Origin of the sequence: Bradyrhizobium paxllaeri (assembly GCF_001693515.2) — a bacterium.
GTDB classification, from domain to species: Bacteria; Pseudomonadota; Alphaproteobacteria; order Rhizobiales; family Xanthobacteraceae; genus Bradyrhizobium; species Bradyrhizobium paxllaeri.
In genome coordinates, this window is record NZ_CP042968.1 from 7,557,431 (window position 1) to 7,580,692 (window position 23,262).

Genomic DNA, 23,262 nt, shown 5'->3' on the forward strand with positions numbered 1-23,262 from the left:
GCGGCTTTAACCCTACTGAAGTAATCATGTGACCTTCCGCAAAATTCCATTATTGCGACCTCAACGCGGATGTACCAATGGCGCCGGGGTATTTTGTCGGGAGGGCGGCATGGAGCAGATCAACTTCAGCGAGCATTCGCGCGCAGTTCACTTCGGGCACCGGAAGCTGACGCCGAGAGCCTGCGTCATCGACAGCAAAAAACACCTCCGGCTGTTCCTTTCCGACGCTCTCGAGGATCTCGGGTTCGTGACCTGCGAATGCGGTCAGGCCGCGGACCTGGCCGGCGTACTACAGACGGAGCAGCCGGATCTGATCGTGCTCAGCGTGTGCGTCGACGGGATCAATGTCGGCGAAATTCTCGAGGCCATCGTTCGGAGAAATTTCGGCGGCAAGGTTCTCGTGATCGGTCAACCCGACTCGATTATGGTTAAGGCCGTCCGGCAAATTGGCGAAGAATACGGCATTGCCATGCTCCCTTCCCTGCCGACGCCGTTCGGCGCGGCGAGCCTACGCGCCACCGTCTCGGAGCTTTTGCCGGCCGAGCCGGCGCCAAGTCCCGCGGTCGACGTCGCCGAGGCGTTGAAGGCCGGCTGGCTAGAATTGTGGTATCAGCAGAAGATCAACACCCGCACGCTGATGCCGAGCGGCGCGGAAGCGTTGGTCCGGATGCGGCATCCGGCTTGGGGCGTGGTCCCGCCTGCCTACTTCATTCCTGACGACAATGATCCGCATTTTCGCAGTCTCTCCGAATTCGTGATCGGCCGCGCCATCGAGGACTGGCGCTATTTGCTGGAGAGCCAGGGTCCGGTCGACCTCTCGGTTAACCTGCCGGTATCGTTCTTCGGCAACGCGGCGGCGGTGCGCGATCTCTGCAGCGCCATGCCCGCCCACCCCGCGTTCGGCGGGCTCCTCATCGAAATCAACAGCAGCGAGGTGGTCGAGCAGCCGGATCTCGCGGTAGACGCCGCCAGACGCCTGCGCCTGCACAATATCGCCATCGCCATCGACAATGTCGGCACGGAATGGCCTTCGCTCCTGGAGCTTCGGAGCTTCCCGTTCGCCGAACTGAAGGTCGACCGGCAATATATCAATGGCTGCGCGGACAACCGGCTGAAGCAGACGGTATGCCGGCGGATCGTCGAACTGGCCCGCGACAACGGCGCCCGCGCCACCGCGCAAGGCATCGAGAGCCGCGGCGATTACCTCGCCGCGCATGACATGGGCTTCGATCTGGTCCAGGGCCATCTGTTCGGCAAGCCGGTGGGCGTGCGGAAATTCGCGCGCTCGCGCTCTCAGCTTGCAGCCGGTGCCGAGAAGGTTCTCTGAACCAGGCTCACTCGAACTTCATGTCGATGCATTTCGAGATGTCGGAGCCGAGGCCGGACGAGATGATGATGCAGCCGCGCACCTTCAGCGCATTGTTGTCGCTGGCCCAAATCGCATAGCCGCCGGGACCGAAGAACGAATTGGTGTTCGGCCCTTCGGTTTCGGTGGCATCGAACGAATAACTCGAATCGGTATCGAAGATGCGGGGCCTCTTGGCGCAGCTGCCGTCGGCCTGCACGTTGATGACCTCCTTGTTGTCCCGCGTCAGCGCCAGCGAGACCTGGCAACGGAAATATTCCGACGTCTTGGTGTTGAACACGTAAGCATAGGATTTGCAGGTCGACGTGTTGAGCTTGCCTGCGCTCAATCCCCGACTGCAGGCGATCCGCTGGTTGTTGGAAAGCTTGAAGTCGTTGGCCTCTGCCGCTTGGGCCAGCGTCATGAACGACAGCGCAACACCAAGACCGATCTTCATGACGACGTTCATCCTGACCATCCCTATGACGTTTTTCGCAATGCATGCTTGTAGCCGGAAACGCGAACATAGTCGCGAAGTCGAAGCCGGGAAATCACAAAGTCTCAAGGGCGGTGTGATGCGTCGAAGGTGCAGATTGACGGCATCACATCGTTCGTGATTTGTTCAAAAACGTGGGACAGGAAGCCGAATGGCTTGCGGGGAGGATGTGATGACAAGCGTTTCGACAAAAACAGTTTTGGTGGCGGCCGTAGTGACGGGGCTGGCGACATCGGCATTCGCGCAAGCGGCGGCGCCCGCGCCCTGGGAGCTGAAGTCGGACATGGGCTATGCCTACGGCAAGGACGGCAAGACGCTGTCCTACAAGATGGGCACCAACAATGCCGGCCTTCTGCTCAAGGGCGCCAAGAAGGTGCCAAAGGGCACGCTGTTCTTCATCGGCCAGAACGGCCAGCTCTATATGCGCAGCGGCCCTTATCTCGAGAGTGACGGCAAGTTCATGTTCGGATCGGATTGAGTTTTCTTCCTTCTCCCCTTGTGGGAGAAGGGAAGAGACCACCTAAAACGCCGCCGCCAGTTCCTTCGCGCCGGGCTTGCCAGAGTTGAAATCCATCCGCTCGTCGGTGACCGCCAATAGCTTCGCCACTGTGTTGTGGCGGATCGCGACCGGGTTGCGTTCGTAGCCGCCGCGCTGGAAGAAATTCGAGGTCGGCACCCGCTCGCGCATCGCCTGCGGCATGGTCACCATGTCGAGGCCGGTGCCATCGCCGGTCAGGTTCATCATTTCGAGTTCGGCGGCCGTCAGCGGCCGATTATAGCCCTTGGCGCGGGCGAAATGGACCGAGGTCAGGAGCTTGTGGGTCTGCAGCATCGGTCCGATGTCGACATCGAGCACCATGGCGTGCACTGCCCAGCCTTGCGGCGTATTGGCGAGCTTCTCATGCTCGGACCAGGTGTCCGGCACCGTGCGCGTGAACGCCACCATCCTCTTCAGCACGGCAAGCTTGTGGTCCATCGCCTTGCGCGGCGCGCCTGACAGCGTCGCGGCCCTTGCCGTCAATTCCTTGATGAGTTCGTGCCCCTGCTCGGCCAGCAGTTCGACGGTGTTGGTCGTGAGCAACTGGTTGTAGCCGATCGCGGTCGAGATCGCGCGCGAGCCCGGCTTCGACGGATTCAGCCCCGACTGCATGTCATAATTACCGTTGCCGCCGGTCTCGAACGAGTAGACCCGTATGGCCTGTTCGCGCGTCAGGCCTGCCGCCAGTGCGTAACGGGCATAGGCACGCTTGAACTCGATCTCGGATGACGGCCGTTGCGGCGTGAAATGAAACTGCTCGGCGGCGGCTTTCAGGAAATCGGCGACCACCGGCAGCGGCTTGCGCTCGCGCGGCGGTTTCTCTTCCTCCGGCTCCGGGCTGACCGGCCGCTTCGGACCGCTGTAGACCGGCGGCTGCGCCAGCACGTAGTCGTCGAGCGTGATGGTCTGGCGTTCCCGGCGCTTGGCGTTGCGGCCCTTCCGCTTCTCCGAGATCGAAGCCCAATAGGCGCCCGCCTCCTCGTCGAACGCGGCGCGCGCATCCTGATACTCTTTCAGCTTGCGGCGGTATTCGGCCATCGCCTGCGGCGAGGCGGCTTGCGCCATCGCATCGGCGGTCGAGGCAGGGAGCGGCTCGATGGCCACGGCAGGCGGCGCACCCGCAAGCAGCGCGAGCGCGACACATCCGGAACCCAGGCGAATCAAAGGCAGGCGCATGGCCCCCTTGTAGCAAGCATCCCTGCGAAGTCAGCCCCGAAAGGCCGCGACAATAGGTGGCGCTGCCGTACCTTCCTTCTCCCTTGTGCGAGAAGGGAGAAAGTCACTCCTGCTCGACGCCGCTGGCCTTGACGAGCTGCGACCACTTCTTCTCGTCCTTGTCGATGAACCCGGCGTAATCTTCCGGCGTGCCGGGTGTGATCTCGGTTCCGTCATTTCCGAGCTGCTTCTTCACCTCTTCAGAGGTCAGCGCGTCGCGTAGCGCCTTGTTGAGCCTGTCGACGATCGGCCGCGGCGTGCCGGCGGGAGCCACGAGGCCGTAATAGAGCGAGGCGTCGAAAGCAGCGAGCCCCGCTTCCATCATGGTCGGCACATCGGGCAACAGGTTCGATCGCGTCGTGCTGGTTACCGCCAGCGCACGCAGTTTGCCGGCGGCAACGTTGGCATGCGAGGCCGGGATCGGCGCGAACGCCATCGGGATGTGGCCACCCAACAGGTCCGTCAACGCCGGGCCGGTGCCCTTGTAGGGGATGTGCACCAGCTTGATCCCTGCCGCGCGGGCAAAATATTCGCCGGTGATGTGGCTGGCGGTGCCGGCGCCGGCCGAGCCGAAATTGACCTTGTCGGGATTGGCCCTTGCATAAGCGATCAGTTCGGCGACGCTTTTCGCGGGGAATGACGGATGCACGACCAGCGAGTTCGGCGCGTTGCCGATCATGCCGATCGGCGCGAAATCCTTGCGCGGATCGTAGCCGGGAGCTTTGTAGAGCGAGGGACCGATCGCCAGCGTGCCGGTATAGCCGAGCAGCAGGGTGTAGCCGTCCGGATCGCTTTTGGCGACCGCCTTGGTGCCGACCGTGCCGCCGGCGCCGGGGCGGTTGTCGACCACGACCTTCTCGCCGAGCAGCTCACTCATCTTGTCGGCAATCGCGCGCCCAACGATCGAGGTGCTGCCGCCCGGCGCGAATGGAATGACGAGCGTGATGGCGCGCGCGGGATAGGTTTGGGCATGCGCGCCGGTGAATGCCGCCGTCAGCGCGATGATCGCGGTGACCGCGCAAGCCAATATTTTCCAAGTGGGCATGTTGAGCGTGCTCCCAGGACTGTTTTTCTTGTTGGTCCGGTATCGTCGCTGAAACGTTGCATGTTCGCAAGCGGAACGCGCATGCGACGCTTGCTCCGTCATTGCGAGCGCAGCGAAGCAATCCATCGCGCGGCATAACGGATAGATGGATTGCTTCGTCGCTTCGCTCCTCGCAATGACGGCTTGGCCCTCCCTATCGCCAGGCAAACACCGGCTGTTCCAGTTCGGCGACGCGAGTGCTTCTTCCCGCCAGCACTTCGGCAAACTGGTAGATCAGTGCCGCCGTCGGCGCGTGGATGTGCTGGCCGGCATGACGGAAGCGGATCACGCGCCGCGTGCTTTCGGGGATCGTGGTGAAGCTGAAGACGTCCTCGCGCTCGATGTCGTCGAGCGCGACGCGATGCACCGAGGCGACCTCCGCAGGATTGGGAACGATATCGGCACTGGTGCTCACCCACACCACGACAGGCGTGATCAGATAGCCCGACCGCGTCGGGTAGTCGTCGAGCAGGCCGAGCACATCGCCCTCCCCGAGGCCAACGCCGAGTTCTTCGTGCAGTTCGCGCAGCGCGGCCTGCGCCTGCGTCTCGCCGGGATCGCAGCGCCCGCCCGGCAGCGCCCATTGGTCGGCATGCGAACGCAAGGTGGCGGCGCGGCGGGTGAGGAGAAACGTCGTTTCCCCGCCGCCCTCGCCTTCCGTGAGCGCAATGGCCACCGCCGCGCGCTTCAGCTCGGGCCCTGCGCCATCCGAGGGCGCCCGCGTGAAGGCCGCGCAGAGTTCTGCGATATTCCGCCGTGTGGTATCGTCAAATGACCGGCCCATCCGGCTTGACTACAACACAAGTGCAGCCGATGAAATGATCCAAACCGCATGACCACCTGCAGGAAACGGAACGCACGACATGACGACCAAGGCCGCGGACAAACTCAAATCCGACGGCTGGAAGATCGTCGAAACCACCGGCTTCCTGCACCTGATCGGCCCGTTGTGGCAGCGCGTCGTCGACGGCAACCACGAATACGCGCTTGCTACCGAGGACAAGCACCACAACCGCCGTGGCCTGGTGCAGGGCGGCGTCATCATGACCTTTGCCGACCGCACCTGCGGCATGACCGCCCGCTTCGTTTCCGGCAAGCCGACGCTGGCGACCGTGCAGCTCGATACGCACTTTGTCGAGGCCGGCAAGATCGGCGAAATCCTGGTGTCGAGGCCGCATGTGGTGCGCTCGACCCGCAGCCTGATTTTCATCACCACGGAAGTCACCGTCGACAAACGCTGTATCGCGATGGCGAGCGGTGTGTTCAAGATATTGAAGAGCGAGAGTTGAGAATTGCCGTCATTCCGGGGCGATGCGCAGCATCGAACCCGGAATGACGACCTAGGACAGAGGACCTATCCCATGCAATACCGCCAACTCGGCCGCAGCGGCCTGAAGATTTCTCCGATCTGCCTCGGCACCATGATGTTCGGCGGCCCGACCGACGAGGCCACGTCGTCGCGCATCATCGCGAAAGCGCGCGAGGCCGGCATCAATTTCATCGACAGCGCGGACGCCTATAATGGCGGCCAGTCCGAGCAGGTGGTCGGCCGCGCCATTTCAAACAATCGCGCGAACTGGATTCTGGCGACCAAGCTCGCCAACCAGATCGGCGACGATCCCAATCGCGGCGGGCTGTCGCGGCGCTGGGTGATGCAGGCGGCGGAAGAGAGCCTGAAGCGGCTCGGCACCGATTTCATCGACATCTACTATCTGCACAAGGAGGATCACGCGACGCCGCTGGAGGAGACGGTGCGCGCCATCGGCGATTTGATGCGCCAGGGCAAGATCCGCTATTTCGGCGTCTCGAACTACCGCGCCTGGCGCGTCGCCGAAATCTGCAACATCTGCGACAACAACGGCATCGACCGCCCGATCGTCAGCCAGCCCTATTACAACGCCATGAACCGCATGCCCGAGGTCGAGCACTTTCCGGCCTGCGGCTATTACGGCCTCGGCATCGTGCCCTATAGCCCGCTGGCGCGCGGCGTGCTGACCGGCAAGTACAGGCCGGATGCTGCGCCCGACAGGGAGACGCGCGCCGGCCGCGCCGACAAGCGCATGATGCAGACCGAATGGCGGCCGGAATCGCTGCAGCTGGCCCAGGAGATCAAGCGCCACGCCGAGGCGCGCGGCATCACCGCCGGACAGTTCGCGGTTTCATGGGTACTGAATTCAGCCTTCGTCAGCGGGGTAATCGCGGGGCCCCGCACGGAGCAGCAGTGGGACGACTACGTGAAGGCGCTCGACTATCGCTTCACGGCGGAAGACGAGGCGCTGATCGACCGCCTGGTCGTCAGCGGCCACCCGTCGACGCCGGGGTTCAATGATCCGGCCTATCCGATCGAAGGGCGGCGGGCGCGGACGGATGGCCATTCCCAGTGAGCTGAAAACCGGCTTGGTGGCACCTACCACCCTTCGTTGTAGTACAGTTCAAATGCACGGTAACGGGATAGTAACCTCGCCGTGGAAACTTCGCTGTTCAGGTGGAGGTCCATTGTGGTGGACGAGCACAGAACAGCACCGCCGCGGCGCCTGCTGAAGGCGGGCAGGATCTCGTTTGGCGGCGGCGCCACCATCGACTGCACCGTCCGCAATCTCTCCGAAACCGGCGCCGCCCTCGAGGTGAGTTCCCCCGTCGGCATTCCCGAACGCTTCACGCTGGTGATCGAACCCGATCACATCCATATGCCGTGCCGCGTTGTCTGGCGCAAGGAGACGCGGATCGGGGTTCATTTCGAAGTCTGATCCGGACAGCCGCCGTCGCGCGCGGCACGCAGCCGCGCACGACAAATCGCGTGGCAACCAAAGGTCAATGCCTGGATTCGAGGCTGACGATCACGCCTGTCGGCTCCGGCTCGTGGGGCGATAGCTTCGTCAGCGTCTCATCGCTCCAATAGGCCAGGTTCACGATCATGCCGACCGGCGATTCCGGCTCGGAAGCCTCGGTCGGCTCCAGCACGTTGAGCCCGCCGCTGTCGATGAAGAACGTGTGATCGCCAAACATGCTGGCCAGTTGCGGGACCACCGGATGATCGTCGGGAAGCGCCTGGGCTTCGAATTGCGACAACGCGCGTTCCACCTGTGCCGAGTTCAATTTCATGCACGACTCCTTACCTGGCTTCTGGGTTGGTGAGCACCGCGTCATGGCATTGGCCACACGCGGCTGTCCTGCGGAGGAATGACGTCAGGCGGACCTGATCGCTCGTCCCCACCGGCGCCGCACGCCGTCCCGCAGGTTCGCTTTCAATTCCGCAAGCAAGCCGAATTGAGTTCGGGACAGTGGTGTCTCTTTGCGCCGGTTCAACCCGGCAACGGAATTAAATTCGTAATGTTCCGCAGAAAGACGGGTTTGAAGTTCTTCACATCCGATGGAACGCGAGGGAACTAGGTGGAACGCTGCAACCGCGCCAGTCTATCTTCCGTCGGGAATGGGATGCCGCCTTGCCAGCTCATCGAGCGTGAGATGCGCCTCCTCGTCGCTCAGCGCGAAACGGACGATGACATCCTGACGGCCGACCTGCCCCCACAGCCCCTCCGACGACCATTTCTGCGGCGCCGGCCCGCGCAGGCCTTCGACCCAGACAAAATACCATTGCGTCATCGCAGCACCTCAGGGGTCTTCGATCAGGTTTTGGACCGCAACCAGATTGTGGCGTCGGTGCAATGATATCGCAGACCTCGCACGCGAAACAGGCCGGCCGGCCGTGGTCGATCCGGGGCTTGAACCTTTTCCGGCCCGGCGGCGACAATCCGGGTGATTGCCGAGAGGATTGCCGATCATGAATTCGCCAGCGCCAGCCGCCCAGCCCGCATCGAACAGCCCTGCCCGCCGCATCGCCGCGGCGCTGATCCTGAGCGGGCTGGTCTTTACCGTGCTGTGGATCATGGCGTTCAACGTGGTCATCTCGCTGCTGATCGGCGCCGGCTGCTGCGTCGTGATCGTCGCGGCAGGCTCAGCGTCGGACGTGGTCGAAATGATCCTCGATGCGGTGGCCTCGGTCGTCTTCGGCGTCGTGGCCGTGATCGCGACGATCGTCGGCGCGATTTTCAGCATGTTCGGGTTTTAGGCTGGCCACTCGCGTCCATCCTTTCTGGATAAGCGGCCGCGGCCTTTTGGCCGGCGCGAAATCGTCTACTCTGTCGCGATGAACTGGCTCCTGGTAACGGCCGCCTTGTCCTGCAATCCCGGCGACCGCCTGGTCGACCTGCGCGACAAAATTCCGCGCGGGGTGAACTCGCTCGACCTGATGGTCACCATCGAGCCCTTCTATGCCCGCTTCTACATCTATCAGCCGGGATTTCCTGAGAGCATCCAGCACTGCTGCGGCAACAAGCGTAGCTCGATCATCAGGGTGCCCGTCGTCGACGGCCGGTTTTGCATCCGGCAAAGCCAGCCGCAGATGAAATGGACGGTTCGGGCGCTCTCCAGGCCGGATATTCAGATGTAGCCGGACGAAAGGTGCGCAGCACCAGCGACCGGCGCGGGCCATCCCGCGTTATCGGTCAGCGCCGCGGCGCTACAGCAGCACGCGCTGGTCGCGATAGGTTTTCCCGCCGCGCGAGAGCGTGACCGCGCCGCCGCGCGCTTCGACGACCGGCAACGCGGCCAGCGCGTTCACCACGTGATGCAGGGTCGGCAGGTCCGACCAGTCTGCCTTGTGAAAGCGCACGGTGCCCACGCCCGTTTGCCGTTGCTCGATATGGTTGTCCGGGTCGGCGGCCGGCGTGAGCGTGACCTGGGACACATCCGTCTCTCCCCAGGCGCCTGTGCGTGGCGTGTATTTCAGCATCAATGTTCCGTCCGAAGCAGCGGCTTGCCGGTGCGGATCTGTGTCCTGCAATTGCGAGACCTCGAGTTCGAGGAAGCGGAATCCCATCCAGCCCGCCGTGCAGATCTGGGCCCCGTTCCACCGGCGCGGTTCCGCGATCTCGGCATACAGCTTGGGATGCCCGATCTCGTCACGCCCGGTGATGATCGGGTCGGCGAGATTTTCCCATACGACGGCGAGAAACTTGCCGGTGGCCCGGTCCCGCTGACCGGTGAATGTCGCCGGCCAGCTGACCCAGATCATCGTGTAGCCGCGCCCGGCAAGCCAGTCGATGTCGGTCATGTGATGAAATTCGACCGTCACCACCGGCTCGCCGGCTAACGTAAACCCGTCAGGCAGATGCTGTTCCAGCACCACGGGATCGGTCAGGAAACTCGCCGCGACGGAGAGACGCCGTGGACTGCGCTTCGGGTCGCGCGTAATGCCATCCGGCATTTGGCGGGGTCCCGGCGCCGGGCCGAAATGCGTCGGCATCCGGTAGATGCGGCCAGCCTCGAAACGGTAGCTCATCGCGGGCCTCCCTGGGGCAGCGCACGCGCGCCACGCGTGGGGTGGTTCAACTCATCGACGAAATGAGCTATCAACCCCAATTGGTTTTTGACACACTGTTCAAAACCACATTCTTGACACCACGTCAAATACTTTTTGGTGGTTGGCCGATGGAGTGGCAGAGGAGGACGATGTGAGACCGCGCGAGTTTGACCACGACGACGTCTTGCGCATCGCGTTCGATCAGTTCTGGCGCAAAGGAGTGCGAGGAACGTCGCTCTCGGACATCGCGCGTGACGCAGGTGTCCAGCGGGGCAGTCTGTACAATGCGTTTGGCAGCAAGGAAGCGCTGTTTCTGGCCGCCTACGAGCGTTATGCGGGCGAATATCTGAGTTCGCTGCAAAAGGTGCTCGGCTCGGGGACGTTGCGCGTGCGCCTCACGGCGTATTTCGATGCGGCCATCAAGAACTTCCGCTCCGGCTCGCCGCCCCGCGGATGCCCGACCACGCGGGGGCTGATGGAGCTGGGGTCGGCCGAAGGCGAAGGGCTGGACGAGAACGCGCGCCAGGCATTTGCGGATCTGGTGGCGCGCATCACCGGTCTGGTTCAGAGCGCGTTGGCAGATGGCGTCAAGCGGGGCGAGTTCAACGGCGACCCCGCGGCCGCCGCGCTACACATCGTCACCGTGACGCGCGGACTAGCCGTGCTCGAACGCGCCTTCGGCGACGAGGCACAGCTTCGCAAGATTGCGAAACACACGGTCGATCTCGTGCTCGGCAAGAGCCGCTAAGAGTTCGCAAGCTCGCCTAAGTCAGTCGAACGCTACTCGCGCTATGCCAGACGTGCAGCATGCATTGGCGAACGCGGGAGGTGTCGGGTTCTTCAGATAACAACGGGCAGACGGCCCCTGGAAGCCGGGCTTGACGAACGTCCATGCACGGCATGCGGGTGCCCGCAGGCAGAGATTCCGGCAATCGGCCGCATTGCCCCTGAGGGCGATATTGCGGAAATCATTGCCGGGCCGATCGGTGTTCGAGCGCGAAACATCTCCTTGCGCCAGAGCGGTGCCGGCGATTCCAGAAAACGTAATAATGAAAGCGGATGCGAATATCAGACTGCGGAGATACATGACAACCTCCTGTGGCAATCTCCTGAATTCGCTATTTAGGCGCTTTCCGATCGCACCCCGATATGAACTGCCTCACATGCTTGCCGCCATTCACGCGATCGGGATTACGTGGCAGCGGGCTACGCTACGCCACGGCCTGCCGTTCGCTTTCGGCGAGGCCTTGCAGCAATAGTTCGCCGAGCGGCATGGGCTTGCTGAAGAAATAGCCCTGCCCCAGGGCAATTCCGAGCAAGCGGACCTTTTCGACCTGTTCGTATGTCTCAACGCCTTCGGCGACGATCGAGAGGTTCAATGTCTTGGCAAGCTGGACGATCGACCCGAGCACGGCGACGGTCTCGGAGCGGCCGATGCGGTCGATGAAAGACTTGTCGATCTTGACCTTGTTGAACGGGAACGCGGTCAGATAGGACAGCGACGAATAACCGACGCCGAAATCGTCGAGCGCAATCGAAACGCCAAGCCGCCTCAACCGGTCGAGCGTCTTGAGATTTTCCTGGCTGTCGACCAGAAATACGCTCTCGGTGATCTCGAGCTCGAGCCGCGTCTCGGCCAATCCGCTGTCCGCCAGCGCGTACATCACGGCATCGACCAGGTTGCCGCTGGCGAATTGCAGGGCGGACAGGTTGACCGCAACCTTGACATCGTCAGGCATCATCATGGCATGGCGGCACGCCTTGGCGAGCACCAGATTGCCGAGCTCAGCGATCAGCCCGCATTCTTCCGCAACCGGAATGAATTCAGCGGGAGGGATCAGGCCTCGGGTCTTGTGGCGCCAGCGCGCCAGCGCCTCGACCGATTTCGTGCGGCCGGTGCCGAGTTCGACCACGGGCTGATAGAACACCTCGATCTCCTCGCGCCAGATCGCCTCGCGCAGTTCGATTTCGAGGATGTTGCGCTGGTCGGCTTCGGCCTTGAGCTCCGGCGAGTAGACATGGAAGCAGTTCCGGCCGGCGTTCTTCGACTTGTAGAGCGCAAGATCGGCATTGCGAAGAAGCTCATCGATGCGCGTGCCATGCTCGGGCACCATGGCGATGCCGATGCTGCACCCGATCACCACGAGGTGGCCGTCTATTTCATAGGGTTCGGCAATGGCCTGGACCAGCCACGCGGCGAGCGTTGTGGCGCTGTCCTGCAGCGAGGCCGGCCCCGGCGCCACGACCAGCGCAAACTCGTCGCCGCCGATCCGGGCCGCCGTCGCACCAAGGTCCTGCGCCTGCGCCTTGATCCGACCAGCGACCAGCTTGAGCAGCGCATCGCCGCATTGGTGGCCGAGCGCGTCGTTGACGGACTTGAACTTGTCGAGATCCAGCAGCAGCACGGCAAACGGCGTACTGAGCAGAAGATACTTGTCCAGCGCGTCGTCCAGGCGCCCCTTGAACAGGTTACGATTGGCAAGGCCGGTCAGGCCGTCATAGTGAGCCAGCCGCTCGATCCGGTCCTCGGAAGCCTTGCGTTCGGTGATGTCTTCGTGCGTCGCAACCCAGCCGCCGCTCTCGCGCCGGCCATAGGAAATATAGATGACGCGCCCGTCCGGAAACTGCACCGTGTTCGAGGTCTGCTCCGATTTGGCAAGCCGGCCCTTCAGGTCAGCCAGATAGGCGTCGAGGTCGGGCACGGCTTTCTGCCTTGAAAACACCTCGCGGAAATCCATGCCGATCCGGACATCCTCCGGCGAAAGCTCATAGGCGTCGAGCCATTGTCGATTGAACGCGATCAGGCGATCCTGGCCATCGAACATGCTCAACCCTTGCGGCAGGTTGCGCAGCGCGTCCTCGAACTTGCTCACGGAGTCGCGCAATTCGCGCTGTCTACGCCAGTAGAGCGCGGTCGCCATCAGGATGATGAAGGTGAGCAGAAGCGCGCCACCGAGATAGATTTTCTGCCTCGATTGGGCGCGCGAATAGATTTCCTGCTCCGAAATGCCGGCGGTGAAGATCAGCGGAAAGGCGTTCGATCTGCGCGCGGTGACCAGGCGGTTGCTCCGGTTCGCGCGACCTTCGCTGCCGCTCCAATTCCAGTATTGGCTATAGGAGCCGTCCCGCAGCTCCCTTTCAACGTGGCCGGGACTGCGCTGTCCCAGCACTGAGCCCTGGTCTATTCCCCGCGCGGCAAGCACGATGTAGTCGGCATTTCTGAGAACAAGGGTTCCGCCGATGCCGAGCTTAGCGGTGTCGTAGAACCTGCCGATCACGTCGACACTGATCGAGCCGACGACGACGCCCGCCGGATTTTTCCTGCCATCGAACAGCTTTCGTGCGAGCTGGATGGTCCATTTGTTCGACGCCCGCCCCAGCACCGGCTTTGCAACATAGAGCCGGTCTTCAGCCTGCTCCATCGTCTTGATGAAGTGCTCGCGGTCCCCGAGATAGAGCGGCGGGCCGGAGTAACCGGTCGTCGTATCGAGCAAATAGCCATTCAGCCCGATCAGCGCGAACTGCACCACGTCGCCGGTCGCCATCTGCGCTTTCTCGGCCCAGAACTTCAGGCTGAAGGTGTCCGGATCCTGCGCGTAGAGCGCGCGCGCGACCCGCATTGACTGATCCACCCTTTCGAAGATCCGCTCGGTATTTTCCTCGAACAATTCGGCGACGCTGTTGCCATGCGCCCGCGCCTGCTGCAGCGCTTCCGTCCGTTCCGAGGACGTGATCGCGAAGTAGCCGATCCACACCAGCGGCAGGAAGAACAGCGCGATCTGCAGCGGAGCATTGCGCGAGATCGCTGTCGCCGCCTTGCGGACCCATCTGCGGGCACGGCTCACGGCCCGCGACGGGCCGCGAGCCTGAACCACGGAATGACGCTCGCCGAGCATGGCAATGCCTTCAAATATTAAACTAACACCTCCGCCAGAACGGCCCGAACAGCGGCGGCGAACAACAGCCGGGAACTTGCAATCCCCAAACCTAGGCAAAGCAGGCTTAAATTCCGGTTTCACGAAGGGGCAATATTCTCGTCAAAACCCCGTAAGTTCACGGTGATGGCTGCGAGCCCGTCTCCTGGTTCGGTCTGTCAAACAGCGAGCGGATATGCGTCCGCATTCTCGCGGCGTAAGCGCCCGAGCTTTGCTTGAAACTTCCGCCCTCAAAGAAGCCAAGGGCGCAGGGAAAGCCGGGTGCACGCTGCACCCGAGGTCTCGCGTGCTGTTTGCGCATAAGGAAAACGCACACGAGCATACAGGGCAGCGGAGGCATCCCGGCTTTCCCTGCGCGATGGTTTACGGCTTACTTCGTGCTCTTGTGTCCGCAAAATCTGCCAGAATGTGCGAACGGGCGGTTCTGACCAACCGCCCGTCGCTGGATCTGATCCCGTTCGTGCTCAAAGGCCGAGAGCCTGTCGGGGAGCGAGGGACAGATCCGGTGGTCTTCCTCAACCCGAACAGTTGCACGGGCTTCGAGCCCGAACCGAGCAAGGAAGGGAGTGGATGATGGCACAAGATGAGGTCGTTGTCGTCGGTATTGATGTGGCCAAGGACAAGGTGGATGCGTGCATTCGCTCGCTGTCTCAATGGCAGACGTTCCCAAGTACCGCGGAGGGGCAGCGCGCCCTGATCCGCTGGCTTCGCAAACACAGGGGCGGCAAGGCAGCCATGGAGGCTTCCGGCGGTTATGAGCAGGACTGGGCCAAGGCGCTGCGCGAGGCCCGCATCGAAGTCCGGATCGTCGACCCGAAGCGGGTGCGCAGCTTCGCCCGCTCGGCCGGACGCCTCGCCAAGAACGATCCGATCGATGCGGAGATGATCGCCTGGTTCGCCGAGACCTTCACCGAAGCACCGGGCCAAGCCTACGACGCGGCACGCGAGAGGTTGGTCAAGATCGTCAATGCACGCCAAGGACTGCTCGATCTACAGACTAGCTTGAAAAACAGTGGCGAGCATTCCGTGCCGGACGTCGTGCAGAAAATGCAGGCGCGGCTCTTGAAGAAGATTGCCGTCGAAGTCGCCAAGCTCGATACTGCGATCGCAGCCCAGGTCAAAGCGACACCGCATTTTGCCGAGCTCGCCGAGATCATCGAGAGCGTGCCGGGACTTGGCAAGATCACTTCCGCCGGACTGATCGCGACGATGCCGGAACTGGGCCAGGTGAACGACAATATCGTCGCGGCCTTGTTGGGGGTAGCACCTTACGATGACGATAGTGGCCAACGGCGGGGCAACCGCCACATCAAGGGCGGACGCCGAAAGGCCCGCAACCTCTTCTACATGCCTTGCATGGGAGCTGCGACCCAGCACAACCCCGTGCTCAAGGCGTTCTATGACCGCCTGATCGCCAAGGGAAAGGAGCCGAAGGTTGCGCTCACCGCCTGTATGCGCAAGCTCATCGTCATCCTCAACACCATGATCGCGCGACGCCAAAAATGGGACGCCAACCGCTACAAAGTGAGCGACCCCGCTCGGCTTCCGCCGAGCGCATGCCCAGCCTAAAGACCGGTGAGCGGATGGGGTCAAGGCCGTCAGCCGCCGGAGGCGGTGGCGCGTAGCGCCAGCCTTGAGGCCAGCCGATCACAGGGCTACATCAACACAGTTGCTCCCCGGAGAACGGCTTTATTGCCTCCGTCATTCCTGAGAAGCTTCGCTTCTCAGGAATTTAACGCCAGCACCGCGGCGCCAGAACCACACGACTTCGCCGTCCGCTTCAGGCACCTACGTCAGCCAGCGCCGTTTGCGTCCACCGCATCTCACCGCGCGTTCGTGACGTGGCCAACGCCCCTTGGGTGGGTGAGACGCGCGGAGTTATGCGTCTGATTTGGGTCGCACGTGAAGCGGAATATTTTTGAGTGCGGGGCTGGACAGATTTTACTGATTTGCCCGTCGTGCCAATTGGTCGCACCTCGCGCGGGACACTCTGCGCTTGCGCTGAAGGGCAAATCAGCGGCAGCGGAGACAGCAAATAGCCCGCATGAGCAACGCGATATGCGGGGCACGCACCAACCCGGATCTCGCATTCGCTTGCTTGCTAGACCCGCGCTTTAGGAGTTGTATACCGCCGATCAACACGCGCAGAGCATCTAAACACTTCGCTTTAAGGTCCCACTGTTTGACACCTGGAGTCGGGCATGACGCGTTGGAGCGCGAGTGTCGTCGCACTATTTCTGGCGAGCTTTCCTGGGCTCGCGAGTGCGCAGGTGAACTGCGAGGCGATACAGCGCGGACCGGCGCGCACCGATTGCTACCTTGGCCTGGCTCAGTACTATCGGGCCCAATCGGATCTCGCCGCCGCCAAGGCGCTGCAGCAATCAGACGACGCGTGGTATCGGGCCATTACGGGAATGGACCCGCCAAAACCCAGACCGCGTCGGCGACGATAAGGTTTTGACAATTTGCACGAGAACAAGGAAGCCTGTTATGCGGTTGCCCAAAGTCGCTGCTTTCGCGCTGATCGCTGGAGCAGCAAGCTCGATGTCGCTATCTCCAGCGCTTGCCGCCCCTGACTGTCCGAAGTTGATAGGACTGGTGGATTGGGGCGAGGATTCAACCGGCGACATCACCGTCGCACCGGGGGAGAGTTGCCAGTTTCCGATCCCGATGCGCGGCATGGTAAGCAGTTCTGACATTCTGCAGAAGCCGAAATACGGCAAGCTGAAGAAGCTCAACCCGACGACTTACGAGTACAGGGCGAAGAAAAGGTACAAGGGAAGCGATACGTTTGCCATCAAGGCGACGGGACAGGGGCCGACGGCCTCCGGCTCGTCGGTCATTACCGTGAACGCCACGATCAAATAGGATTAGTTGCAATAGCGTTCCTTGCGCCCATGGCGCGGCGGGCGCATGCTGGTATCCGCTTCATTTCGAAAAATGCACCCTTCCCGGGAGGTTCGAACATGACACGGCAGCTTCTTTTCGCGATCATCCTCTTAAGCCTAGGCGTGCTCCTCAACTCGCCGGCATCCGCGCAGGAATGGCGATGCGAGGACAGGGCCGCGAATTGCTTCGGCAGTTGTCCCGACAAGATAGGAGCTGTGGGCGACGACTGGAACGGCCGTCCGAGCAGATGTTTGCGCTGCGACCGGCAGCTCATCAAATGCGTGATCAACGCGAACCTGCGGCGGCACCGTTATTACTGAACGCGATGGCGTGCTAACAAGTAGCCCGCATGAGCGAAGCGATAATGCGGGATCAGCACTATACAAACCCGGATATCGCTTCGCTCATCCGGGCTACACTTGCCCATGTTGATCCCAACGTCGCGGGAAAACAAACTGTTGAGACGTCTGGTCAAGGACAAATTGGAGCAGGAAAAATCCAGCGATGAGCATGCTTTATTTGGCGGGAACCATCTTCGGTATGCTTAGATCGTCGCCAACGGAGCAGATGCGGTCAGCGAATGCAGTGGTACGTGATCTTGGTTTCGGTCGCCACGACCGGCGCATTTGGGTGGTTTGCGCTCGAACTCGTTGGCCGGCCTATTCGAAATTTCTTCGATCTGCGACGGTCTGTGCGCCATCAAACGCTTTTTCTAGCTGATGTCGCGGCGCCACAGCCTCGCGAGACCTGCGTCACGTCCGAGCAGATACGGCAGTACGATACAGACTTAAAGAATGCGCGCGAGGCGCAACGCACTTTACGTGTTTTGGCCTCTCAAATGCTGGCGTTCGCCGAGAGTGAAAGGGCAGCTTGTATTGCAATCAAGCCGTTTGGCTTTGATCCTTCAGCGGCTGGCAGCGGCCTGATCGGACTTTCTGATACGCTCGACCGCCATGGGACCGACCGCGCCAGTTTTCGTAGAGATGTCGAACGGGCGCTGCGGTTCAATTAGGCCGCTTGTTGGGGGGCGGGCCGAAGATCCGGCCCGCCCGCGCCACCTTCAAGCGGTTACGAGGAAGTTCGCGGCGTTAAGCTCGGTCGGAAGGAGACCCAGGAACAACACGTCGTTGCCCCCGCCGAGATCAAGGGTGGTACCTGAAGCTCCCGCACTCAGATTGTCCAGCGGGTCGAAGTCGGCTCCAAAGCCTTCCAGCACCACGAGGTCCTGCGTTACGTCGAAGTCGGTGATCAGATCATTGCCTGGTTCTGACTCGCGAAAGACAAACTGATCGGCCCCGCCGAAACCGGCAACGTTGTCGTCGCCGGCGCCGCCTTCGATCGTATCACCAGCATTGCCGCCGAAGATGGTGTCATTGCCGCGGTCTCCGAACAGGCGGTCGGGCGCATGATTCGCCAATTGCTGGTTGGCGACAGCCCGGATGAGGTCGTCACCCCCACCACCGAAGATCGTGTCGGCGGCAACGTCGCCGCCTCGCAGCGTGTCGTTCCCGGCATCCCCAAACACGACATCGCCCGTAGGGTCATTCCAGGCGATGAAGTCATCGCCAGCACCGCCGAAGACGGTATCCCTTCCGGCCATGCCGCCAACGGTGTCGTTGCCGCGGCCACCGAAAACCAGGTCGTTGCCGGCGCCCGTATTGATATCGTCATCTCCCCGGCCGCCCCTGATGATGTCGTCGCCGTCGCCGCCTTCAAGTCTGTCGTTTCCGGCAAGGCCACGGATAATGTCATTGCCGCCGAGCCCGGGAAGGAAATCGTCGCCCGGCGTTCCGACGACAACGTTGTCGTTGTCGTCTGCGATTGCGATCAACTGACCCCGGATCTCGCCCCCCATAAATTCGTTCGTATGGATGTTGAAATAGATCGGGACCTCCGATCCGACCTGAGCTGAGCCGAGTGCGCCAGCGAAGTTGGTGATTGAAACGTTGGCGGGGTCCGTGGTCTCCCATCGACCACTCACCGTCCAGGAGCCATCCGTATTCAGGGCTATACTGAGGTCATCAGCGTCCTGTGCCGGGTTGATCTGCCCGAAGACAACGGGCCCGTTTGTGCCTCGCACGCCATTGTGAAAATGCGTGGAGGTGACGTCGTCGTCGGTCGACGGCGTCTGGGCCGCACCACCCGTAATCAGACCGTAGTCTACGCCTTCGATGTTGAACGTATAACTCGCGGCAACTTCCGTGCTGTCGAAGATGACAGTGCCGAGACCGCTTGCAGTTGAGTTGTTCGGGGGGACTTCCTGAGTGCCTTCGAGAACCACGCGGAACGCTGTGGACATGCGAGCCTCCTCTGCTCTTTGCTCAGCAGGTCTTGGCGGCCAGCGATGCCGGCGTGCAGGTGTGGCAAATGTTGTACCCGGCTCGGGCCGGCATTAGGCGGCGCGTCGCTCCGCTTCGACTATCGCGGAATCGGCGCGTTGTCTGTCTCGCGGTATTCGGCCGAGAACAAGGGATCGCTGGATCGCGCCAACCTGTGGTCGCCGCTGTAGGCCATCGACCGGGCGTTATTGTGTTTTGTTTATTGCGATCGACGCATTGTGATCGATGCAATGTCCGGTTGCCGACGCTGTGCTTGTGTTCGGTTCCAACTGCAACTTTGTTCCACGATCGCGATGTCGCATTCGCGGCTTCGCCCTTCGAGCTACGCCGGGACGAGCCTTCGCTCGGCAGACACTTTCAGGATGCGGGCTAGGTTGGGGCAAATGGTGCCCAGGGGCGGGATCGAACCACCGACACTGCGATTTTCAGTCGCATGCTCTACCAACTGAGCTACCTGGGCATACCCGAAGGCCACAGAAGGCCGAACCGAGCGGGCGGTTTATAGAGAGGTCGGAAGCGCCTGTCCACCCAGCTTCGCCGCTGGCTTCGCTGGGCGCGGCCCGCTTCGTGCCCCATCCCCAAATATTTGGCGAATCAGAGCTATTCCGCGTCTTCGGGGTCGGTGGGGTGGCCGGGGATGATGTAGGTGCCGGAGAGCCAGCGGTTCAAATCGACGTCGCGGCAGCGTTTGGAACAGAAGGGGAGCGTGGCAGGGTCGGCCGGCTTGCCGCAGACCGGGCAGGGTTTTGGCGGCGGCTTGTCCCCGCCGGCCTCTTTAGGCCTGCCGGCGGCTTGTGGCGGCTTAGCTGGCATTGAGCCAGCCGAACCTGATCGGAAAGCCCTCGCCGCCCATCAGCGTGACCGATTCGTAGAGCGGCAGGCCGACCACATTGGTGTAGGAACCGACCATCTTGACCACGAACGAGCCGGCGATGCCCTGCACGGCATAGCCGCCGGCTTTGCCGCGCCATTCGCCGGAGCCGATATAGGCCTGGATGTCGTCCTCGCTGAGGCGCTTGAAGCGCACCCGGGTCTCGATCAGGCGCTGGCGGAACGCCTCCTTCGGCGTCACCAGGCAGATCGCGGTGTAGACACGGTGATTGCGGCCCGACAGCAGCCGCAGGCACTGCGCGGCTTCATCCACCAGATTGGCCTTGGGGAGGATGCGGCGGCCGACCGCGACCACCGTATCGGCGGCCAGGATGAAGGCGCCGCGCAGCTCGTCGTCGAGCTGGACGGATTTCAGCGCCGCATCGGCTTTTGCTCGCGCCAGGCGGTTGGCGCAGGCGCGCGGCAGCTCGCCCCGCTTCGGCGTTTCGTCGACATCGGCCGGGCGCAGCGCGTCGGGCTCGATGCCGGCCTGGTTGAGCAGGCTGAGCCGCCGCGGCGAACCGGAAGCAAGAACGAGTTTGGGACGGCCAAGCATGCTGGGTTTTGTCGGAAAAGGGATTCGGGTGGGAACGCGCGCGGAAACTATCGGAAGGCACTCCATTCCACAACCGGGAGGCAAGTGGTTGAGGGTACTTTCGTTTCTGGCTGACGAAGATGAAGGTGTTGTGTCCGGGGAAGCGGCCTGCACCCTCCCCTGGAGGGCCCCCTCCAGGGGAGGGTGAAGATACTGCGCTGCGTCCGGGGAACGCCGGCGGCCACCCGATTACCCGCTCGCCGCGCCGACCTTCGCAAACCGGCGGCGGATGCGCATCAACAGGCCGTCGCAGACCTCGCGGTAGGCGGCGAGCTTTTGCTCGCGGCTGCCTTCGGTGCCGGTGGGATCCGGCGTCGGCCAGTATTCGACGTCGGCGGCCATGGTGCGCGTCAGCTCCAGCGCCTTGTGGTGGGCTTCCGGCGACAGCGTGATGATGAGGTCGAAATTGAGCCCCTCCCAATCCTCGAGCTCCTCGAACGTCATCGGCTTGTGGCCGGAAATATCCTGGCCGAGCTCGGCCATCACGGCGACCGCGAACGGATCCAGCTCGCCCTTCCTGGCGCCGGCGGATTTCACATAGAGCGCCTGCGGGAACATCTGCTTGAGCAGGCTTTCCGCCATCGGAGAACGCACGCTGTTCAGCCCGCATGCGAACAGCACGGCCTGCGGGTTGCGCGCGCCGGGCGCATCCATGCGTTACGAAATCCGGCTGAGTGACATCATGCGTTTTTCTCTCTTACGCATGACGTGATCCGAAAACCGCTTCGCACTTTTCGGCGTCATGCGTCCTGCCCCTTCCAGTGCAAAACGCAGATCAGCGTGAACAGGCGCCGGGAAGTTTCGAAATCGATTCTTACCTTGCCCTTCAGCCGCTCCTGCAGCGTGCGGGAGCCTTCGTCATGGATGCCGCGGCGGCCCATGTCGATCGCCTCGATCTTGTCGGGGGTAGCTGTCCGGATCGCCTGGTAGTAGCTGTCGCAGATCATGAAATAGTCCTTCACGATTCTGCGGAACGGCGTCAGCGACAATAAATGCGCCACCACGGGCGTGCCGTTCTCGTGGCGGATGTCGAACATCAGCCGGTTGCCGGTAATCGCGATGTGCAGCGTGAACGGCCCCGGCCCCGCGCCATCAGGCGCGAACAAATTCTGCTCGATCAGATCGTAGATCGCGATCGCGCGCTCGTGCTCGATATCGGGACCGGAACGGCCGATCGATTCCTCGTCGAGCGTCACCGCGACGATGCGGTTGTGCTGGTCATCGTCTGGTGGCGGCTTGTTCATGGCAAATTGAGGCGCAATCCGACAGAGCGTGAATGGGCGTCTAAACCCTCGGCCTTGCCCAAGGCCATCGCGGCAGGCCCCAGCGCGCGCAACTGGTCCGGCCCGCATTTGAGAATCGAGGTGCGCTTCATGAAGTCTAGCACGCCGAGTCCGGACGAAAACCGCGCCGACCGCGCGGTGGGCAGGACGTGGTTGGAGCCGCCGACATAATCGCCGATCGCTTCCGGCGTATGGGGCCCGAGGAAGATCGCGCCGGCGTTACGGACCTTTGCCGACAGCGCTTCCGCATCCGCCGTCATGATTTCGAGGTGTTCGGCCGCGATCGCGTTCGCGAGCTCGACCGCCTCGTCGAGCTTTTTCACCATGATGATAGCGCCGAAATCGTTCCACGAGGCCCGTGCGATATCCGCACGCGGCAGCGTGGCAAGCTGGGATTCCACCGCGCGTTCGACCTCGGCAGCGAGGCCTGCACTGTCCGTGATCAGGATCGACTGCGCGCTGGCATCATGCTCCGCCTGCGCCAGGAGATCGGCGGCGATCCAGGACGCATTGCCGGTGTCGTCGGCGATAACAAGCACCTCCGAGGGGCCGGCGATCATGTCGATGCCGACCTTGCCGAACACCAGCCGCTTGGCGGCGGCGACATAGGCATTGCCCGGCCCGACGATTTTGGCGACCGGCGCGATCGTCGCCGTGCCATAGGCCAGCGCGGCCACCGCCTGCGCGCCGCCGACGCGGTAGATCTCGGAGACGCTGCCAAGATGGGCGGCCGCCAGCACCAGCGGATTGAGCTTGCCGTCCGGCGAGGGCACCACCATCACCACCCGCGGCACGCCGGCGACGCTTGCCGGCACCGCGTTCATCAGCACCGAGGACGGATAGGCCGCGGTGCCGCCGGGCACGTAGAGGCCGACCGCATCGACCGCGCTCCAGCGCCAGCCGAGCTCGACGCCTGCCGCGTCGGTAAAACGCTCGTCCTTCGGCAACTGCCTTTGGTGGAAAGCCTCGATACGGTCGCGGGCGAATTTCAGCGCATCAACGGTCGCGGGATCGCAGGCCTTTACCGCGGCGTCGATCTCGGCGGCGGTCACGCGCAGGCCGGCGGCGTCGACCTCAAGCCGGTCGAATTTTTTGGTCGCCTCGATCAGGGCGGCGTCGCCGCGGGCGGCCACGTCGTCGACGATGGCCCTTGTGGCGCGCTCGACATCGGCCGAAACCTCGCGCTTGGCGGCGAGGAATTCCTTGAATTTGGGCTCGAAATCGGCGCGGCTGGTATCCAGGCGAACGGGCATGGCGGCTTTCTGAGAGACGTCGAGAGGCCCCTGCTCAATGGCGCGGCGGCCAAGGGCC

26 protein-coding genes and 1 tRNA gene are annotated in these 23,262 nt (G+C 62.6%); 11 read left to right on the forward strand and 16 right to left on the reverse strand.

Translation table 11 applies throughout. The features are described 5' to 3' along the window. Positions 1-109 precede the first annotated feature (109 nt). Complete coding sequence (locus LMTR21_RS36135; protein ID WP_065752218.1) at positions 110-1,327, forward strand: EAL domain-containing response regulator; 1,218 nt, start codon at positions 110-112, stop codon at positions 1,325-1,327. 7 nt (positions 1,328-1,334) lie between these two features. Here LMTR21_RS36135 and LMTR21_RS36140 read toward each other — a convergent pair whose 3' ends face one another. After that, positions 1,335-1,814: a hypothetical protein gene (locus LMTR21_RS36140; protein ID WP_065752219.1), complete on the reverse strand. Its 480-nt coding sequence runs from the start codon at positions 1,812-1,814 to the stop codon at positions 1,335-1,337. A gap of 199 nt (positions 1,815-2,013) precedes the next feature. On the opposite strand from LMTR21_RS36140, the gene LMTR21_RS36145 reads away from it, so the two are divergent. Then, positions 2,014-2,319, forward strand: a complete 306-nt coding sequence (locus LMTR21_RS36145) for a hypothetical protein (protein ID WP_065752322.1) — start codon at positions 2,014-2,016, stop codon at positions 2,317-2,319. Between the two features lie 42 nt (positions 2,320-2,361). On the opposite strand, the gene LMTR21_RS36150 is transcribed toward LMTR21_RS36145, so the two are convergent. The 3 genes from LMTR21_RS36150 to LMTR21_RS36160 all read right to left on the reverse strand — a co-directional run bounded on the left by LMTR21_RS36150 (position 2,362) and on the right by LMTR21_RS36160 (position 5,462). After that, a complete protein-coding gene (locus tag LMTR21_RS36150; RefSeq protein WP_065752220.1) occupies positions 2,362-3,555 on the reverse strand; it encodes a hypothetical protein in 1,194 nt (397 codons plus the stop codon). Positions 3,556-3,658: 103 nt separating this feature from the next. Continuing rightward, positions 3,659-4,639 carry a Bug family tripartite tricarboxylate transporter substrate binding protein gene (locus LMTR21_RS36155; RefSeq protein WP_065752323.1) on the reverse strand — a complete coding sequence of 327 codons (981 nt, stop codon included), beginning with the start codon at positions 4,637-4,639 and terminating at the stop codon, positions 3,659-3,661. Between the two features lie 193 nt (positions 4,640-4,832). Then, positions 4,833-5,462: an NUDIX hydrolase gene (locus LMTR21_RS36160; RefSeq protein WP_065752221.1), complete on the reverse strand. Its 630-nt coding sequence runs from the start codon at positions 5,460-5,462 to the stop codon at positions 4,833-4,835. A 79-nt stretch (positions 5,463-5,541) separates the two neighbouring features. Between LMTR21_RS36160 and LMTR21_RS36165 the strand changes: the two genes are divergently transcribed. The 3 genes from LMTR21_RS36165 to LMTR21_RS36175 all read left to right on the forward strand — a co-directional run bounded on the left by LMTR21_RS36165 (position 5,542) and on the right by LMTR21_RS36175 (position 7,425). After that, positions 5,542-5,967 (forward strand): PaaI family thioesterase, encoded by a 426-nt coding sequence (locus LMTR21_RS36165; protein ID WP_065752222.1) that lies wholly within the window; start codon positions 5,542-5,544, stop codon positions 5,965-5,967. A 72-nt stretch (positions 5,968-6,039) separates the two neighbouring features. Further along, entirely contained in the window at positions 6,040-7,062 is a 1,023-nt protein-coding gene (locus LMTR21_RS36170; RefSeq protein ID WP_065752223.1) for an aldo/keto reductase, read from the forward strand. A 117-nt stretch (positions 7,063-7,179) separates the two neighbouring features. Further along, positions 7,180-7,425 carry a PilZ domain-containing protein gene (locus tag LMTR21_RS36175; RefSeq protein ID WP_065752224.1) on the forward strand — a complete coding sequence of 82 codons (246 nt, stop codon included), beginning with the start codon at positions 7,180-7,182 and terminating at the stop codon, positions 7,423-7,425. A 64-nt stretch (positions 7,426-7,489) separates the two neighbouring features. Here LMTR21_RS36175 and LMTR21_RS36180 read toward each other — a convergent pair whose 3' ends face one another. After that, the gene (locus LMTR21_RS36180) at positions 7,490-7,780 is read right to left on the reverse strand and encodes a hypothetical protein (protein WP_057836776.1); all 291 of its coding nucleotides are present in this window, start codon (positions 7,778-7,780) and stop codon (positions 7,490-7,492) included. A 312-nt stretch (positions 7,781-8,092) separates the two neighbouring features. Beyond that, the gene (locus LMTR21_RS36185) at positions 8,093-8,281 is read right to left on the reverse strand and encodes a hypothetical protein (RefSeq protein ID WP_065752225.1); all 189 of its coding nucleotides are present in this window, start codon (positions 8,279-8,281) and stop codon (positions 8,093-8,095) included. 178 nt (positions 8,282-8,459) lie between these two features. Between LMTR21_RS36185 and LMTR21_RS36190 the strand changes: the two genes are divergently transcribed. Then, complete coding sequence (locus tag LMTR21_RS36190; RefSeq protein WP_141688235.1) at positions 8,460-8,747, forward strand: hypothetical protein; 288 nt, start codon at positions 8,460-8,462, stop codon at positions 8,745-8,747. A gap of 78 nt (positions 8,748-8,825) precedes the next feature. Continuing rightward, complete coding sequence (locus LMTR21_RS36195) at positions 8,826-9,128, forward strand: hypothetical protein (RefSeq protein ID WP_065752227.1); 303 nt, start codon at positions 8,826-8,828, stop codon at positions 9,126-9,128. Positions 9,129-9,197: 69 nt separating this feature from the next. Here the strand turns inward: LMTR21_RS36195 and LMTR21_RS36200 are convergent, their stop codons facing one another. After that, complete coding sequence (locus tag LMTR21_RS36200; RefSeq protein WP_065752228.1) at positions 9,198-10,019, reverse strand: acetoacetate decarboxylase family protein; 822 nt, start codon at positions 10,017-10,019, stop codon at positions 9,198-9,200. Positions 10,020-10,224: 205 nt separating this feature from the next. On the opposite strand from LMTR21_RS36200, the gene LMTR21_RS36205 reads away from it, so the two are divergent. Continuing rightward, complete coding sequence (locus tag LMTR21_RS36205; protein ID WP_246174945.1) at positions 10,225-10,788, forward strand: TetR/AcrR family transcriptional regulator; 564 nt, start codon at positions 10,225-10,227, stop codon at positions 10,786-10,788. A gap of 21 nt (positions 10,789-10,809) precedes the next feature. On the opposite strand, the gene LMTR21_RS36210 is transcribed toward LMTR21_RS36205, so the two are convergent. Continuing rightward, positions 10,810-11,127, reverse strand: a complete 318-nt coding sequence (locus tag LMTR21_RS36210; RefSeq protein ID WP_084030537.1) for a PAN domain-containing protein — start codon at positions 11,125-11,127, stop codon at positions 10,810-10,812. Positions 11,128-11,251: 124 nt separating this feature from the next. Then, positions 11,252-13,936, reverse strand: coding sequence for a bifunctional diguanylate cyclase/phosphodiesterase (locus LMTR21_RS36215; RefSeq protein WP_065752229.1), 2,685 nt, complete (start codon positions 13,934-13,936; stop codon positions 11,252-11,254). A gap of 609 nt (positions 13,937-14,545) precedes the next feature. Here LMTR21_RS36215 and LMTR21_RS36220 point away from each other — a divergent pair. The 3 genes from LMTR21_RS36220 (at position 14,546) to LMTR21_RS36230 (ending at position 17,876) form a co-directional block, all read left to right on the forward strand. Then, a complete protein-coding gene (locus tag LMTR21_RS36220) occupies positions 14,546-15,544 on the forward strand; it encodes an IS110 family RNA-guided transposase (protein ID WP_084030388.1) in 999 nt (332 codons plus the stop codon). 921 nt (positions 15,545-16,465) lie between these two features. Continuing rightward, complete coding sequence (locus LMTR21_RS36225; protein ID WP_065753024.1) at positions 16,466-16,843, forward strand: hypothetical protein; 378 nt, start codon at positions 16,466-16,468, stop codon at positions 16,841-16,843. A 601-nt stretch (positions 16,844-17,444) separates the two neighbouring features. Further along, the gene (locus LMTR21_RS36230; protein ID WP_065753022.1) at positions 17,445-17,876 is read left to right on the forward strand and encodes a hypothetical protein; all 432 of its coding nucleotides are present in this window, start codon (positions 17,445-17,447) and stop codon (positions 17,874-17,876) included. A gap of 48 nt (positions 17,877-17,924) precedes the next feature. On the opposite strand, the gene LMTR21_RS36235 is transcribed toward LMTR21_RS36230, so the two are convergent. From LMTR21_RS36235 to hisD, 7 genes are all read right to left on the reverse strand, one after another. Then, positions 17,925-19,163: a CHRD domain-containing protein gene (locus LMTR21_RS36235; RefSeq protein WP_065753021.1), complete on the reverse strand. Its 1,239-nt coding sequence runs from the start codon at positions 19,161-19,163 to the stop codon at positions 17,925-17,927. 424 nt (positions 19,164-19,587) lie between these two features. Then, positions 19,588-19,663 (reverse strand) — tRNA-Phe (locus LMTR21_RS36240). Between the two features lie 140 nt (positions 19,664-19,803). Further along, a complete protein-coding gene (yacG, locus tag LMTR21_RS36245; protein WP_084030608.1) occupies positions 19,804-20,016 on the reverse strand; it encodes a DNA gyrase inhibitor YacG in 213 nt (70 codons plus the stop codon). Next, the gene (locus tag LMTR21_RS36250) at positions 20,006-20,629 is read right to left on the reverse strand and encodes a Maf-like protein (RefSeq protein WP_025588490.1); all 624 of its coding nucleotides are present in this window, start codon (positions 20,627-20,629) and stop codon (positions 20,006-20,008) included. The genes yacG and LMTR21_RS36250 overlap by 11 nt, the downstream gene beginning before the upstream one ends. A 228-nt stretch (positions 20,630-20,857) precedes the next feature. Next, positions 20,858-21,322 carry an arsenate-mycothiol transferase ArsC gene (locus tag LMTR21_RS36255; protein WP_065753020.1) on the reverse strand — a complete coding sequence of 155 codons (465 nt, stop codon included), beginning with the start codon at positions 21,320-21,322 and terminating at the stop codon, positions 20,858-20,860. A gap of 86 nt (positions 21,323-21,408) precedes the next feature. Further along, a complete protein-coding gene (locus LMTR21_RS36260) occupies positions 21,409-21,912 on the reverse strand; it encodes a UPF0262 family protein (protein WP_065753019.1) in 504 nt (167 codons plus the stop codon). Next, positions 21,909-23,204: a histidinol dehydrogenase gene (gene hisD / locus LMTR21_RS36265; protein WP_065753018.1), complete on the reverse strand. Its 1,296-nt coding sequence runs from the start codon at positions 23,202-23,204 to the stop codon at positions 21,909-21,911. The genes LMTR21_RS36260 and hisD overlap by 4 nt, the downstream gene beginning before the upstream one ends. Between the last annotated feature and the right edge of the window lie 58 nt (positions 23,205-23,262).

What these genes read in the sequence shown, in the direction of transcription:
- LMTR21_RS36165 (WP_065752222.1), top strand. Translation starts at nt 5,542, where the DNA reads ATGACGACCAAGGCCGCGGACAAACTCAAATCCGACGGCTGGAAGATC.
- LMTR21_RS36180 (WP_057836776.1), bottom strand. Translation starts at nt 7,780, where the DNA reads ATGAAATTGAACTCGGCACAGGTGGAACGCGCGTTGTCGCAATTCGAA.
- LMTR21_RS36145 (WP_065752322.1), top strand. Translation starts at nt 2,014, where the DNA reads ATGACAAGCGTTTCGACAAAAACAGTTTTGGTGGCGGCCGTAGTGACG.
- hisD (WP_065753018.1), bottom strand. Translation starts at nt 23,204, where the DNA reads ATGCCCGTTCGCCTGGATACCAGCCGCGCCGATTTCGAGCCCAAATTC.
- LMTR21_RS36215 (WP_065752229.1), bottom strand. Translation starts at nt 13,936, where the DNA reads ATGCTCGGCGAGCGTCATTCCGTGGTTCAGGCTCGCGGCCCGTCGCGG.
- LMTR21_RS36155 (WP_065752323.1), bottom strand. Translation starts at nt 4,639, where the DNA reads ATGCCCACTTGGAAAATATTGGCTTGCGCGGTCACCGCGATCATCGCG.
- LMTR21_RS36250 (WP_025588490.1), bottom strand. Translation starts at nt 20,629, where the DNA reads ATGCTTGGCCGTCCCAAACTCGTTCTTGCTTCCGGTTCGCCGCGGCGG.
- LMTR21_RS36190 (WP_141688235.1), top strand. Translation starts at nt 8,460, where the DNA reads ATGAATTCGCCAGCGCCAGCCGCCCAGCCCGCATCGAACAGCCCTGCC.
- LMTR21_RS36135 (WP_065752218.1), top strand. Translation starts at nt 110, where the DNA reads ATGGAGCAGATCAACTTCAGCGAGCATTCGCGCGCAGTTCACTTCGGG.
- yacG (WP_084030608.1), bottom strand. Translation starts at nt 20,016, where the DNA reads ATGCCAGCTAAGCCGCCACAAGCCGCCGGCAGGCCTAAAGAGGCCGGC.
- LMTR21_RS36195 (WP_065752227.1), top strand. Translation starts at nt 8,826, where the DNA reads ATGAACTGGCTCCTGGTAACGGCCGCCTTGTCCTGCAATCCCGGCGAC.
- LMTR21_RS36170 (WP_065752223.1), top strand. Translation starts at nt 6,040, where the DNA reads ATGCAATACCGCCAACTCGGCCGCAGCGGCCTGAAGATTTCTCCGATC.
- LMTR21_RS36230 (WP_065753022.1), top strand. Translation starts at nt 17,445, where the DNA reads ATGCAGTGGTACGTGATCTTGGTTTCGGTCGCCACGACCGGCGCATTT.
- LMTR21_RS36220 (WP_084030388.1), top strand. Translation starts at nt 14,546, where the DNA reads ATGATGGCACAAGATGAGGTCGTTGTCGTCGGTATTGATGTGGCCAAG.
- LMTR21_RS36185 (WP_065752225.1), bottom strand. Translation starts at nt 8,281, where the DNA reads ATGACGCAATGGTATTTTGTCTGGGTCGAAGGCCTGCGCGGGCCGGCG.
- LMTR21_RS36160 (WP_065752221.1), bottom strand. Translation starts at nt 5,462, where the DNA reads ATGGGCCGGTCATTTGACGATACCACACGGCGGAATATCGCAGAACTC.
- LMTR21_RS36225 (WP_065753024.1), top strand. Translation starts at nt 16,466, where the DNA reads ATGCGGTTGCCCAAAGTCGCTGCTTTCGCGCTGATCGCTGGAGCAGCA.
- LMTR21_RS36150 (WP_065752220.1), bottom strand. Translation starts at nt 3,555, where the DNA reads ATGCGCCTGCCTTTGATTCGCCTGGGTTCCGGATGTGTCGCGCTCGCG.
- LMTR21_RS36255 (WP_065753020.1), bottom strand. Translation starts at nt 21,322, where the DNA reads ATGGATGCGCCCGGCGCGCGCAACCCGCAGGCCGTGCTGTTCGCATGC.
- LMTR21_RS36235 (WP_065753021.1), bottom strand. Translation starts at nt 19,163, where the DNA reads ATGTCCACAGCGTTCCGCGTGGTTCTCGAAGGCACTCAGGAAGTCCCC.
- LMTR21_RS36210 (WP_084030537.1), bottom strand. Translation starts at nt 11,127, where the DNA reads ATGTATCTCCGCAGTCTGATATTCGCATCCGCTTTCATTATTACGTTT.
- LMTR21_RS36260 (WP_065753019.1), bottom strand. Translation starts at nt 21,912, where the DNA reads ATGAACAAGCCGCCACCAGACGATGACCAGCACAACCGCATCGTCGCG.
- LMTR21_RS36200 (WP_065752228.1), bottom strand. Translation starts at nt 10,019, where the DNA reads ATGAGCTACCGTTTCGAGGCTGGCCGCATCTACCGGATGCCGACGCAT.
- LMTR21_RS36140 (WP_065752219.1), bottom strand. Translation starts at nt 1,814, where the DNA reads ATGAACGTCGTCATGAAGATCGGTCTTGGTGTTGCGCTGTCGTTCATG.